Raw genomic sequence first — 17,114 nt, forward strand, 5'->3', positions numbered from 1 at the left:
CCGGTGGCAGGTTATCTACACGAATGTAAACAAGATGCGATAATCAACTCAAATTAATAAGGGAGCAAATAGCTCCCTTATTAATTACGCTATTTTTTAAAACTTATAACGAACATTCGCCGACACCGTACGACGTTGCCCATAAAAGCAGTCGCCGCGCGCCAAACACGAAGTAATAACCGTTTTATCAGTAATATTTTGTGCCTGTAGACTCAGGCTATACTTCTCAAAGTCATACCCTATCATGGCATCAAATAGAGTAAAATCATCCGTCTTGATCGGATCATTCAGTACCACATTATCTATACTGACATAAGCACTACCATCAGAGGTTTCTCCTACATAACGAGCACCAAACCCCACCTTAAGCCCATGCATATTCTCAGGTCGCCATGTTGTCCAAATTGAAGCTTGTTGTTCAGGTAAAGCAGCAAGTGTTGCGCCCTTTTCTCCTAGCGTATTACTTTGGCTCACATAACCATCGCTGTATGCATATGATGCATATACGTCAACACTTTGCCAGGCTAACTGCGCTTCAAGTTCAAGCCCTTTTACGGTAACTTCACCTTGCTGTACTTGGCCATTAGGATCAATAACGTTACTGTCTGTAGCTTGGTCTGCATTCAACGAGGTCGTACGGTTTTGCTCTACTATATGATACAACGCAGCCGTTAATAAATGCTCAGTTCCAGCGGGTTGATATTTAATACCAGCCTCGACTTGCTCACCTGTTTTTGGTACAAATGCATTACCAAACGCATCAGAACCTAATAAAGGTTCAAATGATTCACTGTAACTTGCGTATGGTGACACTCCACTATCAAATAAGTACATTAATCCAAGACGACCTGTTGTGGCATACTGTGATTCAGGCTCACCATTTTGTGGATTAGTGGTGGCTTTATCACGGCGCAATGCTGCTGATATGATCCATTGCTGCGCTATTTTCATACTATCTTGGATATATAAACCGGTTTGATAAGTTTTTGATGAATCATAATCAACAACATCTTCTAAGGTTGGTAAATTATCAACCTGTCCATATTCAGGGCTAAATAAGTCTAAAGTGCCGCCAACTCCATAAGCAGAGTCGTTGTCAGTATAGGCATTTTGATAGTCAAGACCGACGACTATTGAGTGCTCTATATTGCCAGTTACCACATTGCCATGAAACTGTGCGTCACTTGCAATAGCACGTGAATCAGCAGAGCTAATATAAGCTACTCGGCTAACTGTTCGACCATCATCAAGGTACTTTGGTGGCCAACCATAAATAGTATGATAATCAGCATGACTGTCTGTATAACGCGCTGCTAATTTAAATTGCCAGTCGGTATTAATATTTTGTTCTAAAATAGCGGTAACTGACGCTTGCTCAGTATCATAACGGTCAAAACCTGGTTCAGAAACAAATCGATTTGAAGGTATTTGACCGTTTTCATTTTCCAAAATCGTTCCCGAGTGAGGTAAAAAGGAGGTGCTTGTACCAGACTCATTTTTTTGCCAATTGGTTAACAAGGTTATTTTAGTATCTTGTGCGGCGTACCAAGTAAGTGATGGAGAAAACACCATGCTATTATCCGGGACATAATCTGTTTGCGTGTCACTATCACGCCATAAGCCAACAACCCGTCCCTGCAGTGACGCATCATCATTTAATGCACCTGTAATATCACCTGCAACTTGCTTACGAGAGTAATTACCCACTTGCCCCCAAAGCTGCCCTGACGTTTCAGCTTCTGGCTTTTTACTCACTAAGTTAACAATTCCACCAATTGAGCCTTGTCCATAAAGCACCGAACTTGGGCCTTTGAGAATTTCAATTTGTGATAAAGCATACGGGTTTGTACGAACATTATTGTAATAGCCATATAATGACTTTAAACCATCAAGATATTGCACCGGCGACACACCACGAATGACAGACCAATCACCACGTGTATCAACACCATAGGGACCATTATACAGACCTGCAACATAGCCGATTGCATCCTGAACGGTTAGTGCACCTAAATCTTCAATACGTTCTTGCGTTAAAACAGACACAGATAGTGGAGTTTCAATGATTGGCACATCTGATTTTGCACCAGACGCACTCATATATGAAATTAGACCCCGCTGGCTTTTGACCGTAATAACCTCTAAATCTTGATCTTCTTTCGTGATTACTTCATCGCGTGCGATAACTGTCGATGCATTAAAAAGTGTATATAAAGTCAGCGACAATACACTTAATCGCGTAGTTATTCTGTTTAACTGCATTACTATCTCTTAGTCGTAAATTGAAATTGCCTATAGTTTAATAGTACAATTACTCAAATACAATGGTAATGATAATAAATATCATTTAAATAGAGTTTAAAGATGGCAAAAATTAGCAAGCGGTTTTGGTTTCAATTACATGGGTGGTTCTCGTTACCTGTGTGGGTATTGTTCTGTTTTATTTGTTTAACTGGCACTATTTCAGTGATCAGTCATGAGCTAACATGGCTAACAAACCCACACGCGCGCGCTAGTAACCCTGACAACTTACCTGAGAAATCTAAACAATCGCTGATTAATAGCTTAACCAGTGAATACCCAACTGCTGATGTGATGAGTGTTGTTAGTTACGAACCTTATTTAGTTAATGCCATTATTTTTACTGATACCGATAAGCCATACGCAACAGCCTATGTAAATCAATACACAGGTGAAATACAAGCCATAAATCAAACAACATCGTTTATTGAATTCATGCGCACTTTACACGGCTGGTTATATTTTCCATGGCAAGCGGGCTATAGTGTAGGCTACTACCTAGTGAGCGCTATGGCATTAGTGATCTTCGGTGCCTTGGCAACTGGCTTAATAATCTATAAAAACTTCTGGCGTGCCTTTACTCAGCCAAAAATACGCTTTGGGCAAGGTAGTAAAACATTGCTAAAAGACTTACACACTGTGGCAGGTGTTTGGTCTATTTGGTTTATGGCCATTATGAGCTTAACTGGGCTTTGGTACTTAACTCAAGCCATTATGTGGCATAACGAGATCGATATTGAAGAGCATGCGCCGATAGTAAGCGAAGCCCAATTACCTAGCTCTAAAAACACACAAGCAATTGATTTAAATAGTGCTATTACAATAACTAAAAACCAGTTTAGCGAATTTACTCCGACTTACATCATGCTTCCTGAACACAACCGCGGTATGTATAGCATCATGGGGGCTGGCGATACGGTTTTTTATGATGGCTATTCATATTCTACATCTGTGAATCCTTGGACAGGCGAGATCGCAGCTAGCAAAAGTCCTGAAACCATGAGCACATTACAAACATTGTCACATATCGCAGATCCGTTACATTACGGCACAATTGGTGGTATTTGGACCAAAGTAATTTGGTTCCTTTTTGGCGTAATTTTAACGGGCATGTCTGTTACTGGTTTTATGATGTATTCAAAAAAGCTGGTTAAAGTGAAAAAGCCAAGCTCTGTCACACTGAATAATACTGCGGAGACAAACTAATGGCACGTTTACAACAAACCTGGTGGCAAGGTAACAAGTATTTACTCAATGCACTGATCTTGGTGTTGCCTTGTATCTATATTTATCAAGCGTTAAACCCTACTTTTCCTGAGCTATGGCAAGAACACACTGTAGGTGAGTTTAAAATAGCCCCTATGCCATTAAATATGGAACAACCATATTCGCATCATAACGAATATGTAAAAGACTTCTTTTTAGCATTTAACCAAGGTGAAATCAGTAATATTCGCCAAGCTTATTTAAATATAGGCCCGTATCCTTTGCCGCTAACTGAGTTAGCAAAGGGTGATGAAGGTATTATGCACGGCACCAATCATGGACAACACGCCCATGCTATAGCACCGTCAAGTATCAGCAAGGACGATAAGCTTTGGATCACCATTCAAACTTGGCAAGGTGAAGAACTCATTCAACACTGGGCGATCCCAAACCAATTAATACCGTAAACTATTCGCTTGGGGCACCTTGCCCTAAGCCTCTCCCTTCTTAGTGTGCTACTTAAAGTGTGCTCTCGTTTATAAAAACCAGCTTAAATCATTAGTTCATTAACTTTTATTGAACATTACAAAACAAACCCTTTACAAATATATTAATATAATAAAGTATTACAATTTATAAAGGCTAATTATCTGCCTTCGCTAATAATCTAATCCACACACAATAATTTGGAGACACTATGATATTTTCTAATAAAGTGATAGCCACTGCATGTATAGCTGTTGGTTTTTGTGCTAATAGTGCTGATGCAATTGATAACGGTGTTTACACTATTGAATCAAAATACAGCGCCAAACTTGTCGAAGTTAGTAGCGCACAAACCAATGATGGCGCAAATATAAGCCAGTGGACTGCAAATCAACATAATACTCAACGTTGGATCATTACCAATGTTGGAGGTAATAATTACTCTGTGATCAACTTAAACAGTGGTAAAGCGATGGAAGTGTACGACTGGGCCATAGCTGATGGTGCAAATGTCGCACAATATGAATATTCTGCAGTGGCTACACAACATTGGCAAATCAATGACAATGGCAACGGTTACGTGAGTTTCATTAATGCCAATAGCGGCAAAGCGCTCGATTTGTATGAGTTTAACGGTAGCGATGGCGCTAATATTAGTCAATGGACCTACAACGGCAGTGATGCTCAGCTTTGGCAACTCAATAAGCTGGCAAACGTAGAGTCTGCCCCGTTTGATCCTTCAACCACCAATGGTGCAACAAATCATTGGCCATTAACAGGTAGTTTAGTGACTCATGATCCGACCATTAGTTACGAAAATGGCACTTGGTGGATATTTCAAACCGGGCCTGGCATTGCCGGAAAATGGTCAGATAATGGAGTTACTTGGAATGATGCAGCAGCGATTTTCCCTAATGGTTTAAATTGGTGGTCTAACTATGTGCCTGAGCATGATGGCATCGATGTCTGGGCACCAGAGCTGAAAAGCTATAATGGCCGTAGTTGGCTTTACTATGCCGTATCCACCTTTGGTTCACGGGTTTCAGCTATTGGTTTAACGTCAGCCACTAGCGTGTCAGCCGGTAACTGGCGAGATGATGGTTTAGTTATTAATACCACCAACAGCAATAACTACAATGCCATTGACCCTGATCTCGTCATCGCTAAAGATGGCGCCCCTTGGTTAGTCTTCGGTTCATGGAATTCAGGCATCAAATTAATGCGTATTAATCCGATCACCATGAAACCATTTGGTGAGCTCTATTCATTAGCTAGTCGCTCTGGTGGGATTGAAGCACCAACTATTATTTATCGTCAAGGTTATTACTATTTATTTGTCTCCGTGGGTAAATGCTGCGCGGGAACCGACAGTACCTACCGTATCGCATATGGCCGTGCCAGTGATATCCGCGGCCCTTACTTAGATAAAAATGGCAACAACATGCTCTCTGCTGGCGGCAGTATTTTAGATGCTGGTAACAATCAATGGGTCGGCCCAGGTGGGCAAGATATCCTAAATACTGATGTGATGGTTCGCCATGCTTATGACGGCGGTGACAACGGTGTGCCAAAGTTACTGATCAGTACGCTTAATTGGGACTCAAATGGTTGGCCAAAATATTAAATAACCTTGTTAGCTTTTCATCAAGCTTATTTACGCGCTTGATGAAAAGCTGTTAACAGCCAAACCTGTTTGGGCACTGTTAAAATCATTCATAAGCAGTTAATTGCTGAAATGTTTCCATCGTACACAATTGCCTAATTGCACTTAATTAGTGTAGCGTAGGCGAGTTGGTCTAGGTTAATGGGGAATACATGCAAAGCAAACAACGAAATGTTATCAAGTATATTGCCATACTTATACTAATAGTGCTTTGTTGGTTAGAGCAATTTAATAGCTATATAATGGCTTTTCTTGATCAAGCTTTAGTCCAAGCCTCACTCGTGTACGCTTCTGCTCGCAGCGTAAACGGGATTATTTCGTTACTGCAATCGGCCGAAGTGGGCATCGGCATAGCCAGCATTGCGCCTGCACAATTACTTGATCCCGTTAACGATTTAGCCGAATACATTGCCGATGCAATGCGTATGTCATTAGGTTCATTATTTATCCAACGAATATTATTTAGCATCTCTTCAGGTGTCTTTTTCAGTAGCCTATTCACCGCCAGTGCTATTGGTTATCTACTCTGTGATTACTTTGGCTATTTTAAACAGCTCACAAGCAAACTACTCGCCAGTCTTGTTTTAGTGCGGTTTTTAATCCCACTGGTGGTGCTCACCACAGGTCTTGCCAGCCAAGCGTTTTTAGATGAAGAGATTAACTTTCAAAATCAATATGTTGAAAACACCGTTGACACGCTCAGTGCCAAAGCCAACACAACCTCAGCGTTATCAGCGCAGTTAAGCGCAAAAATTAATAGCCAAAAGCAAAGTAGCCTCGATGAACTGGAACTCATTGCTGTTCAACAACAGCAATTAAAGGCAATTATTACCGACAATAAACAACAACTTGATGAATTAGATAAACAAATTGAGGCTATTCAAACAACCCGTAGTTTAACCGAAAAACTCACCTTAACAGAGCTGCCACAAGCCAAACCATTATTAAAAAAACAGCGCGATCTAAGGCAACAGCAAGCGTCGCTCAACAACCAATTAGCGGCATTACATCTACAAAAAAATCAACAGCTGCAATTGTTACATGATTATAATGATCAACTAACGGGTAACTCGGGGAATTTAATTAGCAAAGTTGTTGATACTGTTAGCACTGGTATTGCTGAAATGGCCGATTCGTTGGAAGGATTATTTATTGAATTTTTAAACCTTGTGTCGCTGCTGATCATCAAATTATTTTTAATGCCTTTACTATTTTTATACTTATTTTGTAAGGCGTTTAAAGCTATTTGGCAACGCTCTGTATTACAGGCTTTAGCACAACTAAAATCACAAATAACCACCACTATCACAGACAAATAATGGCTTAGGGTCAAATCAGCTCACCCTGTATTTTATAGATAAAAGAGTCAATAACAACTCAAAACGCTAAATATAAATAAAATTAAAACAATGAGTTATATTATTTAAAGTGATACCTAGATAAAAATAATCAATTTAACCTTTGTGGTAAAAGTCTTAATTTTGTCACGGCTTTGTCATAAAAGTTATTTAGCTTGCACCGCATATCTGGCTAACTTAGGACTTACTTGTGCCAACACTTAAACCACTGGCTTATGCACTGAGCATAATTACATTCACAGCAACATTAGGCGCTTGCAGCAACCAAAATGTGCAACCCTCTGCGTCAGAGCACACTGCGCTCAAGCTAAATAGCACGCCATTTTGGCAACAAAATAATATTCAAGGCTCGCAAGCCGCTTGGCTTGTTGACGACTCATGGTTACTTGCGAGTGAGAGTCAGGGCCTAATTATCGTTTCAAAAAATGGCCAACACAGTGACATTATTAAGTCAGGTAATTTTGAAACATTATCAGTACGCACTATTGCTGAGAACACGTTTTTAGTGGCCAGTATAGATAACGAGCATGATCACGTTGCAATGTTCAAACTAACAAATACTAATGGTAATTGGCAACTTACAACACACTCTGCCATTATCACCCCGCAGGCAAAACCTGAAGCAGTATGCCTATTTAACAACCTCAATACTGGCAGTATTTCAGCATTTGTTGCCGATGTACGAGGTTTAATGACAGAAACCTTAGTGTACAATTTTGTCACAGGCAAAGCTCCAAACATTGCAGTACGTGAGTTTGCAGCGGTCAATGAAGCTGCTGGCTGTACAGTTAATGATAAAAATCAACAACTATTTATTAGTGAAGAAGAACTGGGGATTTGGCAAATGAATGCCAATGCAGAGTCAACGGCAGCTAAGCACCCTGTAGCCATGGTTACGCCATTTGGAGAGCTTGCCAGTGGTATTGGTGGATTAACCACCAGTGCTGATGGCAGCTTATGGTTTACCACCAGCAACGACAATAGCTTATACCGATACAATACCGAGCATAACTTGCAACAAAAATGGCAGCTAGCTGGCGATCACAGTATTGGTTCAGTGGCCGTGACAAATGACGTAGCCGGTACGCAAGCTATTATGTACGATGACGAGACTGGCGCGTACCTCAGCAGCCAACTAGTACTAGAGCCACTTAGTAGCACTTCGTCATCACCGAGCAACGTGACTAAAACAGCACATGTATATGCAAACCTACAAACTGCGCCAGTTGCGGCCTTTGGCGATGCCGCTGACGACCCCGCCATTTGGGTGCACCCAACTGATACCAGCAAAAGCCTGATCTTAGGGACCGATAAACGCCGCGGCCTTATGGTATACAACTTAGCGGGTGAGCAAACGCAAGCGTTGGAAGTGGGTAGAGTTAACAATGTTGATGTTCGCCAAAATCGTCGCATCAATAACCCTACTAATACCTTAATAGCAGCAAGTAACCGCAGTGAAAATAGCATTAGTTTATTCACCGTCGATCTACAAAATAACGTGCAACTGCTAGGCAGCGTAGCAACAAATTTAACTGAAATTTATGGTTTATGTATGTACTCTTCTCACTCTGGGAATTACGTATTTGTTAATGATAAATCAGGGCTATACCAGCAATATAAAATTACCAACCAACAACAAAAAGTGGCCGGTGAACTGGTGCGTGAATTTAATCTACCAAGTCAGCCCGAGGGCTGCAGTAGTGACGATAAGAATGGCGAACTTTTTGCCGGTGAAGAAGACGCTGGAATTTGGTTTATCAGTGCAGAGCCCGATACAAAACAGCAACCCATTTTACTGCAATCAATTAATGAAATGTTGATTGATGATGTCGAAGGGATGGAAATTTATCAAGGTACTAATGAGCGTTTACTCGTGGTATCAAGCCAAGGTGATAATAGCTATGTGGTATATAGGATAAACAAGGGTGAACATCACCCGACACTAGAATTTACCAGCAAATTTAATATTATTGCCAATTTAGCTCACGGCATTGATGGCGTGTCAGAAACGGATGGCTTAACAGTAACCGCTAAGCCTCTGCCAGGTTACCCACAAGGCGTGTTAATTGTGCAAGATGGCTATAACCGTATGCCTCAACAACCGCAGAATTTTAAACTGGTTGATTGGCGCCAGATACAAAACCTGAAATAAAAGTCGCCACTCAAGCCTTGTTATTGCCGCTTTTAGGCGGCTATAGCAAGGTTGTTATCCACCAAATAAGTAACACTAATAGCGTTAAGCCAATCACCGCTTTGGTTTTATGTTTTTTAATAACCCGCTCTGCTTGATTACCCGCAAAGTAAACCACCAACGCCAACCCAAAGTAGCGGATTGAACGCGCGATAGTCGTGGCAATTAAAAACATCACAAGTGAATATTTAGTCGCACCTGCAGCAAGCATGGCAATTTGAAAGGGGATGGGCACGATCCCTAACGTGATCACAAACCAAAAGCCTTGTGCCTGCATTTGCTGTTTTACTTGTTCAAACTGTTCAGGATTTGAAAAAGTATTAATTACCCAATCTCCAACCGCATCAAATAAATAATAACCCAGTGCATAACCAAATAGCGCACCAATGATACAGCCGACTGTCGCCATTAAGGCGATTAACCACAGCTTTTCACGGCGAGCTTGCATTAAAGGCACTAACACCGCTTCAAGTGGGATAGGAACGATTGTTGATTCTAAAAATGAAGCCGCTGTTATGCTGGTAAGCATATGTTTTGAATCAATCAATTGTCGCGTTTTCTGCTTTAAACGCTTAACAACAGTCATGGTAATCCTTTAGAAAATAAATTCATAATATCAATACACTGCAAGCTCAATACCAACCGCTTCAGTGAAATAAAGGCATTGTTTAATAATGATTTTTCTTAAAAAAGTTAATTAATTGGCCGGCTTGTCTGAATGAGGCCGTAAAAATCCCAGTCAAAATTGTAAATTTTACTGTAATCAATAGCTTAGATATTAAGCAAGGTTATATTGGTCTCGCCCACTGTTTTTAGCTTTATATAACGCCTGATCAGCACGCTTAACGACCTCAGTAAGCGATTCGTTGGCAGTCTTAAACGACACCCCAATACTCACTGTAACCTTACGTTGCTTATTCAACTCTATAGTTCGTGCAATTGCGAGTAACTGCTGGCTAAGCTCGATGGCAAATTGCTGATCATCGCCGGGCACAAATACAGCAAACTCCTCACCTCCTAAGCGAGCAAACACACATTCTTGACTAAATGCCTTGCTATATAATGCCGCCAGTTCAGTCAGAACCTTATCGCCCACATCATGACCAAATTCATCGTTAATCGATTTAAAAAAATCGATATCAATAATTATCAGGGTAAATCGCTGAGTTTGCACCTGCTGCATATGTTGATAAAAAAAGCGTCGATTAGCTATTTTAGTTAGATAGTCTGTGGTCAACTCTTTTGATAAGCGTTGCTGAGTGCGCTTTAAATCCGCCATTGTTAGCTTTAAACCATAACAGGTAAGCAACATGCCCGCAGTACGTAAAATATCTTCAACATAAATACCAATAAATAATGGCTGAGTTAAAATTTCATCAAGAAGATCAAAAGTTAATCCTGCTGTCCAAAGCGTCAAACCGAGACTCAAGTGAACATAAGCAGTCGTCGACAAATTGGCTTTTTGTACGATCACAAAAATAGCCACCACAATTAAAAAGTTAATAGCGTCAGTAAGTACACCGTTTAAAAATATATGCTCATCAAGATCAGGTAAAAAAATACAATATAAAACAACAATCAATACCAGTGACAATATAAACATCGACGCAAACGCTCGGTGTAGCCACTTTCTCTCAAGCTGCTGATTAAATTCATTTTCACAGTATGCCATACGCGATTATCACTGCTTAAATTATCACTTAATAACTAACCTTAGCACAAACACATGAACCTATACTGCAGCTAATGCATCACGCGTGTATTTAATAACTTAGTCACCACGATAGAAAAATTTTGACACCTGTGTTCCTAACTGTCGTTTAGAGCAACTTACTGTGCAGCCATGTTTTGCCTTACTCAATCAGGGTAAGGCTAATCTTCGTCAGGTGCTTGTGCAGCCTTTATTCGCGCTTGGTTCTCTTGCATTTGCTCAAATGCCGCTCTGATTTCATCAAGTACTGAGTCTACATTAGCGGCAGTATGATCATCTGCGATATCACCATAAAGCACGGTTTCAGGAGTTAATTCACCCGCTTGGTACAAAGCCCACATTTCTTCACCAAAACGGGTATCGAGTATTTCTGGTGCGTACTGTCCGTAATACAAACGCATATTACGTACGTCACGTAAAAACATCTCGTGGGCATTATTATTCGCCGCCGCATTAACCGCTTGCGGTAAATCAATCACAACTGGACCATAACTGTCGACTAACACATTAAATTCAGACAAATCACCATGCACAATCCCAGCACAGAGCATCAAGCGAATGTAATGAATCATAGTGGCGTGATCTTCGATGGCCTGCTCTGCAGTTAAACTGACATCGTTTAAACGCGGTGCAACATCACCTTCATTATCGGTCACTAAGTCCATGATCAGTACACCATCATAACAACCATAAGGCTGCGGTACTTTTACACCAACCCGAGCCAGCGTGAACAGCGCATCTACCTCTGCATTTTGCCAGACGTTCTCTTGTTCTTTACGCCCAAACTTCGAGCCTTTCTCCATCGCCCGACCACGACGGCTATTACGTACTTTACGCCCCTCTTGGTATTTTACGGCTTGTTTGAAGCTGCGATGCTGCACATCTTTATAGACTTTTGCACAGCGAATGTCATTGCCGCAACGGACAACATAAACCGACGCTTCTTTACCACTCATTAACTGGCTGATGACTTCATCAACGATACCGTCTTCGATTAACGGTAGGATCTGTTTTGGCGTTTTCATAACACGTTTATACCGAACTTAGGCATACCTTTTAATCTTCTCGCACACTATTTTATTTGACAGGCCCTTACGTTAAAGCAAAAGCACATGAAAACCAATGCTAATAAACACACTATCGAATTTATCAAACTGGTTAAATAACAAAAAACTTGACTAAATCAGCTAAATCCACAAACTGCGAGGTTAACAGCCTAAATTATACTTACTTTATATGAATTCAGAAATACGCTACCACTTCCAATCAGCTCAAATAGCAAATCGTTTTTTAAACGAATTAAAACACTGGCCTATCGCTCGGGTGAAAACAAAACTGCTTAATGGTGGCTTTGATGTAAAAGTAAGTTATCAATTTGATGGTGAAGGGTTTGACTACACGTGTGCTGAACTTGATGACTTAGCCGCAAAACATGGCGGCGAAGAAGTCAGCTAACTTTTGTTCAGTCACTGCGATTAATTTTGTTTGTTGTGCAGACAGCAATATACATTGTCAGCGCTCTCAGCTATGTTATTAAAAAACTAAATCATCAATAACATAAGGTACTGCAATGAATAACCCACATTCAGATCATATTCCTCAAGAAGCGTTTGATTGGTACGACGAATACGCCCATGGCAAAATGAACCGACGTACCTTTATGAAAAAACTAGGTGGCTTAGTCGCACTTGGTTACTCCATGACCGTACTCACTTCAGCACTATTACCTAATTACGCCCTCGCCGAACAAGTCTCATTTAATGACGAAGCAATCAAAGCCACTTACCAAACCTTTGATTCACCCGATGGCCACAGTAAAGGCCAAGGTTACTTGGTCATACCTACGGGCCTTACAGGTAAACGTCCCGTGGTACTAGTGATCCACGAGAACCGTGGCTTAAATCCATACATTAAAGATGTTGCCCGCCGTTTAGCTAAAGCGGGCTTTATTGCTTTTGCACCCGATGCACTATACCCACTTGGGGGTTACCCTGGCAATGATGATGAAGGGCGAGCAATGCAACGCTCTATGGACAAAGAAAAAATTCAAAATGATTTTGTCGCGGCCGCTAACTATTTAAAATCACACCCAAACAGTAATGGTAAACTCGGCGCTGTAGGCTTTTGTTTTGGTGGCTATATTGTCAATTATTTAGCGGCTGTGGAATCAACCTTATTAAATGCCGGTGTACCTTTTTACGGCACTCCTGCCAGCGAAGCACTGCGCAAAAATATAAAAGCTCCGTTGGTAATTCAACTTGCAGAGCTCGATGAGCGGGTAAATGCAACATGGCCTGATTATGAGCGTGACTTAAAAAGCCTCGGTGTAGATTACCAAATGCACATGTATCCCAAAACTAACCATGGTTTTCATAACGATTCAACGGGTCGTTACGATAAAGAAAACGCTGAACTTGCTTGGCAACGAACACTGGCATTTTTTAACGAAAAACTCGTATAACTTCAGTGCAGTGTTTAGTAACATAGCTAATAACAAGCTAAGCACTGCCACTTTCTCACTAAACTCATTTAAGAAATCACCGCCCTCATGAGCAAATTTTTCCTGTTAAAATACCTGACATTTTTTTTCGGTTGTATGAGTTGTTTTATTCTTCATACTCAGTTTGCTATTCCTGCTGTTATTGCATCTTGTTTAACTGGCCTCGTTGGTAGCTTTATTCCTTTTCCCAAGCAGTATGAATCTCACCCTTACGCAGCTATTTATGCAGGAAGTTTTGCCGGTATGTGCTCTCAAGGTTTGATCAGTAGTTACTGGGAACTTGCCATTATTTCTTTCATTGGCGCTACGTTATATGTACTGACTAGGAAAATGTTTACTGGCTTTGGTGGGAAACTAGGCAGTATTGCCTTTATCAGTGTTGCTTTATTTGTCCTTGCGAAAGGGATTGTACTATGAATTTAGCATCGATTTTATTGGCATTACTAGGCGCATTCTCGACTTTTTATTTGGCGAGACATCATCGTCTGGGTGCTATTAGAGCCTCTGCCATTTTGTCTATCCTTACTTACCTTATACTCCTGCCGACTGATTTTAACGCAGAGCTATACAGCACCCTCTTTTTTGGTGGCTCTTTTATTGGCATGAGTGCGCCAAAACGCTTTGGTATCTATACCCTATTTTCATCCAGTATTATGTTTGCAATGCTATTTGAAAACTTAATTCCGTATTTTAATAACTTTGGTGGCGCTTTAGGCGTCAGTGCATTTTTATCTGTATGTATTTGCCAAGTGGCAATTATACTTGGCGCGCCACGCAGTAAAAAGCACCACTAATCGTATTGATAAACTAAGGTGATTTAACGGGGATTAACCTTTACGCGTCTTCTTCTTTGCTAATTAAATCAGCCATACGTTGGCTTATTTCGTCTTCGCTAAGATCTTCTTTATGGGTGCCAATAGTCCAAACATGGCCAAATGGATCTTGTAATGTACCTGCTCTATCTCCGTAAAACTGATCGTGTACAGGGCGAATTTCTGTAGCGCCTCCTGCAATCGCGTTAGCAAACACGCTATCTACATCCTCAACGTACAACATTAAACTAACCGGTGTCCCCCCTAATTCATCAGGGCTTTTAAAATGTACCTCTGGGCACATATCTGAAAGCATAATATGCGAGTCACCTATTTTAATCTCCGCATGGGCAATACCGCCATCAGGTAAAGGCATTTGCATAATAAGCTGAGCATTGAATACCTGCACATAATACTCTATTGCTTTCGCTGCACCGTTAATTATCAAATAAGGAGTTATTGCATGATACCCCTTTGGAATAGCTGAAACCGTCATTTTATTCTCCAAATGTGTGTTCTTGCTCATAAAGATAGTCGATCTTAGCTGAAAGTCAGCTTTATAAAGTAATAATCGAGACATTCAATTACTGATCAAAACAATCGCAATAACGATTGCCCCTTTAAAAATAAAATTTCCCCCCAAGGTCTATGTGTACTGTAAGCAATTTAACTAGTTGATAAGGAGTTATGTATGAGTAAGACATTAATCATAGGCGCGAGTGGTCAAATTGGTAAATTAACAACGCAATTACTACTTAATGATCAGCAGCATGTGGTCGCACTGGTACGTGATAAAAACAAACTAAGCGAGTTAAACAGCCCTTACTTAACAGTGCTTGAGCAAGATCTTGAAGGGGACTTTAATCAAGCATTTACAGATTGTGATAAGGTTATTTTTGTAGCTGGCTCGGGCGGTAACACCGGTGCAGATAAAACCTTATTAATTGATTTATGGGCCGCAGTCAAAGCCGTTGACTATGCAAAGCAACATACTATTAAACACTTTATTATGGTCAGCTCAATCGGTGCAAATGACCCAGATGCGATTGAAAGTGACATAAAGCCTTACTTAGTTGCAAAGCATATGGCTGACGAACACTTAATCAATAGTGGCTTAAATTATACGATTGTACGCCCTGGTACACTTACTAACGACAGTGCCTCATTAAAAATTACCACACAACGACCCAGTGACCGTAAAGAGGCCAAAATTAGCCGAGGAAATGTTGCCAATGCATTATTACAAGTAGCTAAAAATGCCCCGAGTGAGAATCAAATTTTTGAATTATTTGATATGAACTAACTCCAAGCAGTGTAGATCGGGGCGTGTATACATGCTCCGATCTAAGCCCAAATTAAACTTCTGCGTTTTTCGCATACCTGCAATTGAAGCTACATTTACTTACAAAACATTACATTTTTAAGGTACAAAAATAGACGTGTCTCTCTAAACTAATTAGTAACTAACACATAAAAGGACTTAGTTATGCTAACTAGAATGCTCTGTATTGTAACCTTATCAAGCTTTATTAGTGCGTGTGATTCTGAAGATCTCGAAACTGCTAATTTTGGTTCTTCACTTTATAAAAATGATTACACGCTAATCAACGCGACGAATAGCGAAATTGATTTCCACATGGCAAATACCGAAATTGCAGGCGATGAACGAGACGTAAGCAGTAATAAGTACTATATTGAAACCCTAGCCAGTGGTGATGAGCCAACAACCATCCGCCACGAACATAATGTGGGCTATAAAATTTCTTTTTATGTGCAAGAGCACAGTAAAGCTAGCCGCCACCACAAAAAGCAATTTAAGGTAAAAAACGATCAGGATTATCATTTCATTGCTTGGCAAGAGCAAGATGCCTTGCGCTTAAGCTTAATGAAAAACCAAACAAACAATAAACCTGACTTTTTTGCAGTGAGATTTTTAGCCACAGAATCAATGACACTTATGGTGAACAAACAACCACTCATCATGGCCAAAGGAGAGATAAGCCTATGGCGCCATGTTGACGACTGTAATGATGATATTAAAATTAATGATGAAACACTCTCAATTTGTCACACATCTTATGGTAACTCTTATACATTCGTGATCGATAAAAGCGGCATTAAAGCAACCATTAACGAATGATAAACCTCGCATTAGTGATGTAAAACATACCTACATTTTTAAATAAAAATCCTTACACAGGGCAATATACTCATCACTATATTGCCCAGCTTCACCATGAATCGTTAAATGGGTCAGCTCACATAAACGAGCCTGATAGGCAAAACACATTAAGCTGCGACTTGGCGCTTTTGCTTTTGTTGTATTCACCAAACAATGGCGTACTAAATGCAAATCTTGCAGTTGTGCTTGTGTTATAAATTGCTGTGCTTCTGGACATGGTAAAATTACATTTAGAAATGACTTTTCATGGCTAAGTCGTTTAAATGCGCTGATAAGCTCACTAAAACTCAAACTATCAGTATGACGTGCTGTATTACGCGCTTGATCATCCCCTTTTAAACTGGCATTAAAATACGGAGGATTACTGATCACTACATCAAACTTAGTAATGCTGTTTACTTGCTGAATAGCTTTTTGCACCAGTGCAATATCGGGCCATGGACTATTGGCAAAGTTTTGCTGCGCATCAGCACACGCATTCTCATCAATTTCAACAGCACTAACGGCCATGCAGGGCTTGCGTTGCTTACACATCAATGCCAATAAGCCTGTTCCCGTGCCAACATCCAGCAACCGCTGTGCAGTGACTAAATCAGCCCAAGCGCCCAGTAAAATACCGTCCGTCGAGACCTTCATCGCGCTGCGCGTTTGCGCTACTTTAAATTGTTTAAACACAAAGCCTGACATTTTTTCACCTTTTCATT

Annotated in this window: 17 protein-coding genes; 11 read left to right on the forward strand and 6 right to left on the reverse strand. The window is 40.5% G+C overall.

All coding sequences use genetic code 11. From position 1 onward, the window contains the following. Positions 1-96: 96 nt before the first annotated feature. Positions 97-2,262: a TonB-dependent siderophore receptor gene (locus tag KAN5_RS10355; RefSeq protein WP_244389660.1), complete on the reverse strand. Its 2,166-nt coding sequence runs from the start codon at positions 2,260-2,262 to the stop codon at positions 97-99. A 102-nt stretch (positions 2,263-2,364) separates the two neighbouring features. Here KAN5_RS10355 and KAN5_RS10360 point away from each other — a divergent pair, with 102 nt between their 5' ends. The 5 genes from KAN5_RS10360 to KAN5_RS10380 all read left to right on the forward strand — a co-directional run bounded on the left by KAN5_RS10360 (position 2,365) and on the right by KAN5_RS10380 (position 9,166). Then, positions 2,365-3,507 carry a PepSY-associated TM helix domain-containing protein gene (locus tag KAN5_RS10360; RefSeq protein WP_244389661.1) on the forward strand — a complete coding sequence of 381 codons (1,143 nt, stop codon included), beginning with the start codon at positions 2,365-2,367 and terminating at the stop codon, positions 3,505-3,507. Continuing rightward, positions 3,507-3,974 carry a hypothetical protein gene (locus KAN5_RS10365; RefSeq protein WP_244389662.1) on the forward strand — a complete coding sequence of 156 codons (468 nt, stop codon included), beginning with the start codon at positions 3,507-3,509 and terminating at the stop codon, positions 3,972-3,974. Before KAN5_RS10360 ends, KAN5_RS10365 begins: the two co-directional genes overlap by 1 nt. Positions 3,975-4,204: 230 nt before the next feature. Beyond that, a complete protein-coding gene (locus KAN5_RS10370) occupies positions 4,205-5,617 on the forward strand; it encodes a family 43 glycosylhydrolase (RefSeq protein WP_244389663.1) in 1,413 nt (470 codons plus the stop codon). A 191-nt stretch (positions 5,618-5,808) separates the two neighbouring features. Continuing rightward, positions 5,809-6,975 (forward strand): hypothetical protein, encoded by a 1,167-nt coding sequence (locus KAN5_RS10375; RefSeq protein WP_244389664.1) that lies wholly within the window; start codon positions 5,809-5,811, stop codon positions 6,973-6,975. A gap of 229 nt (positions 6,976-7,204) precedes the next feature. Then, positions 7,205-9,166, forward strand: coding sequence for a phytase (locus tag KAN5_RS10380; protein WP_244389665.1), 1,962 nt, complete (start codon positions 7,205-7,207; stop codon positions 9,164-9,166). A gap of 40 nt (positions 9,167-9,206) precedes the next feature. Here KAN5_RS10380 and KAN5_RS10385 read toward each other — a convergent pair whose 3' ends face one another. From KAN5_RS10385 to KAN5_RS10395, 3 genes are all read right to left on the reverse strand, one after another. Beyond that, complete coding sequence (locus tag KAN5_RS10385; protein WP_016709880.1) at positions 9,207-9,791, reverse strand: VTT domain-containing protein; 585 nt, start codon at positions 9,789-9,791, stop codon at positions 9,207-9,209. Between the two features lie 192 nt (positions 9,792-9,983). Next, positions 9,984-10,877: a GGDEF domain-containing protein gene (locus KAN5_RS10390; RefSeq protein ID WP_016709881.1), complete on the reverse strand. Its 894-nt coding sequence runs from the start codon at positions 10,875-10,877 to the stop codon at positions 9,984-9,986. Between the two features lie 200 nt (positions 10,878-11,077). Next, positions 11,078-11,941, reverse strand: a complete 864-nt coding sequence (locus tag KAN5_RS10395) for a PA4780 family RIO1-like protein kinase (RefSeq protein ID WP_016709882.1) — start codon at positions 11,939-11,941, stop codon at positions 11,078-11,080. A gap of 211 nt (positions 11,942-12,152) precedes the next feature. Between KAN5_RS10395 and KAN5_RS10400 the strand changes: the two genes are divergently transcribed. From KAN5_RS10400 to KAN5_RS10415, 4 genes are all read left to right on the forward strand, one after another. After that, positions 12,153-12,371, forward strand: coding sequence for a hypothetical protein (locus KAN5_RS10400; RefSeq protein ID WP_016709883.1), 219 nt, complete (start codon positions 12,153-12,155; stop codon positions 12,369-12,371). 115 nt (positions 12,372-12,486) lie between these two features. Further along, the gene (locus tag KAN5_RS10405) at positions 12,487-13,377 is read left to right on the forward strand and encodes a dienelactone hydrolase family protein (protein ID WP_016709884.1); all 891 of its coding nucleotides are present in this window, start codon (positions 12,487-12,489) and stop codon (positions 13,375-13,377) included. Positions 13,378-13,512: 135 nt separating this feature from the next. Next, entirely contained in the window at positions 13,513-13,833 is a 321-nt protein-coding gene (locus KAN5_RS10410; RefSeq protein WP_050901602.1) for a hypothetical protein, read from the forward strand. Next, positions 13,830-14,210, forward strand: a complete 381-nt coding sequence (locus KAN5_RS10415) for a hypothetical protein (RefSeq protein ID WP_016709886.1) — start codon at positions 13,830-13,832, stop codon at positions 14,208-14,210. The genes KAN5_RS10410 and KAN5_RS10415 overlap by 4 nt, the downstream gene beginning before the upstream one ends. 40 nt (positions 14,211-14,250) lie before the next feature. On the opposite strand, the gene KAN5_RS10420 is transcribed toward KAN5_RS10415, so the two are convergent. Next, complete coding sequence (locus KAN5_RS10420) at positions 14,251-14,724, reverse strand: VOC family protein (protein WP_016709887.1); 474 nt, start codon at positions 14,722-14,724, stop codon at positions 14,251-14,253. A gap of 195 nt (positions 14,725-14,919) precedes the next feature. On the opposite strand from KAN5_RS10420, the gene KAN5_RS10425 reads away from it, so the two are divergent. Next, positions 14,920-15,531, forward strand: a complete 612-nt coding sequence (locus KAN5_RS10425; protein ID WP_016709888.1) for an SDR family oxidoreductase — start codon at positions 14,920-14,922, stop codon at positions 15,529-15,531. A 183-nt stretch (positions 15,532-15,714) separates the two neighbouring features. After that, on the forward strand, positions 15,715-16,368 hold the full coding sequence (locus KAN5_RS10430; protein ID WP_016709889.1) for a hypothetical protein: 654 nt from the start codon (positions 15,715-15,717) through the stop codon (positions 16,366-16,368). Positions 16,369-16,398: 30 nt separating this feature from the next. Here the strand turns inward: KAN5_RS10430 and KAN5_RS10435 are convergent, their stop codons facing one another. After that, on the reverse strand, positions 16,399-17,097 hold the full coding sequence (locus KAN5_RS10435) for a methyltransferase (protein ID WP_016709890.1): 699 nt from the start codon (positions 17,095-17,097) through the stop codon (positions 16,399-16,401). Between the last annotated feature and the right edge of the window lie 17 nt (positions 17,098-17,114).

The organism is Pseudoalteromonas sp. KAN5 (genome assembly GCF_022846535.1).
Taxonomy (GTDB): Bacteria; Pseudomonadota; Gammaproteobacteria; order Enterobacterales; family Alteromonadaceae; genus Pseudoalteromonas; species Pseudoalteromonas haloplanktis.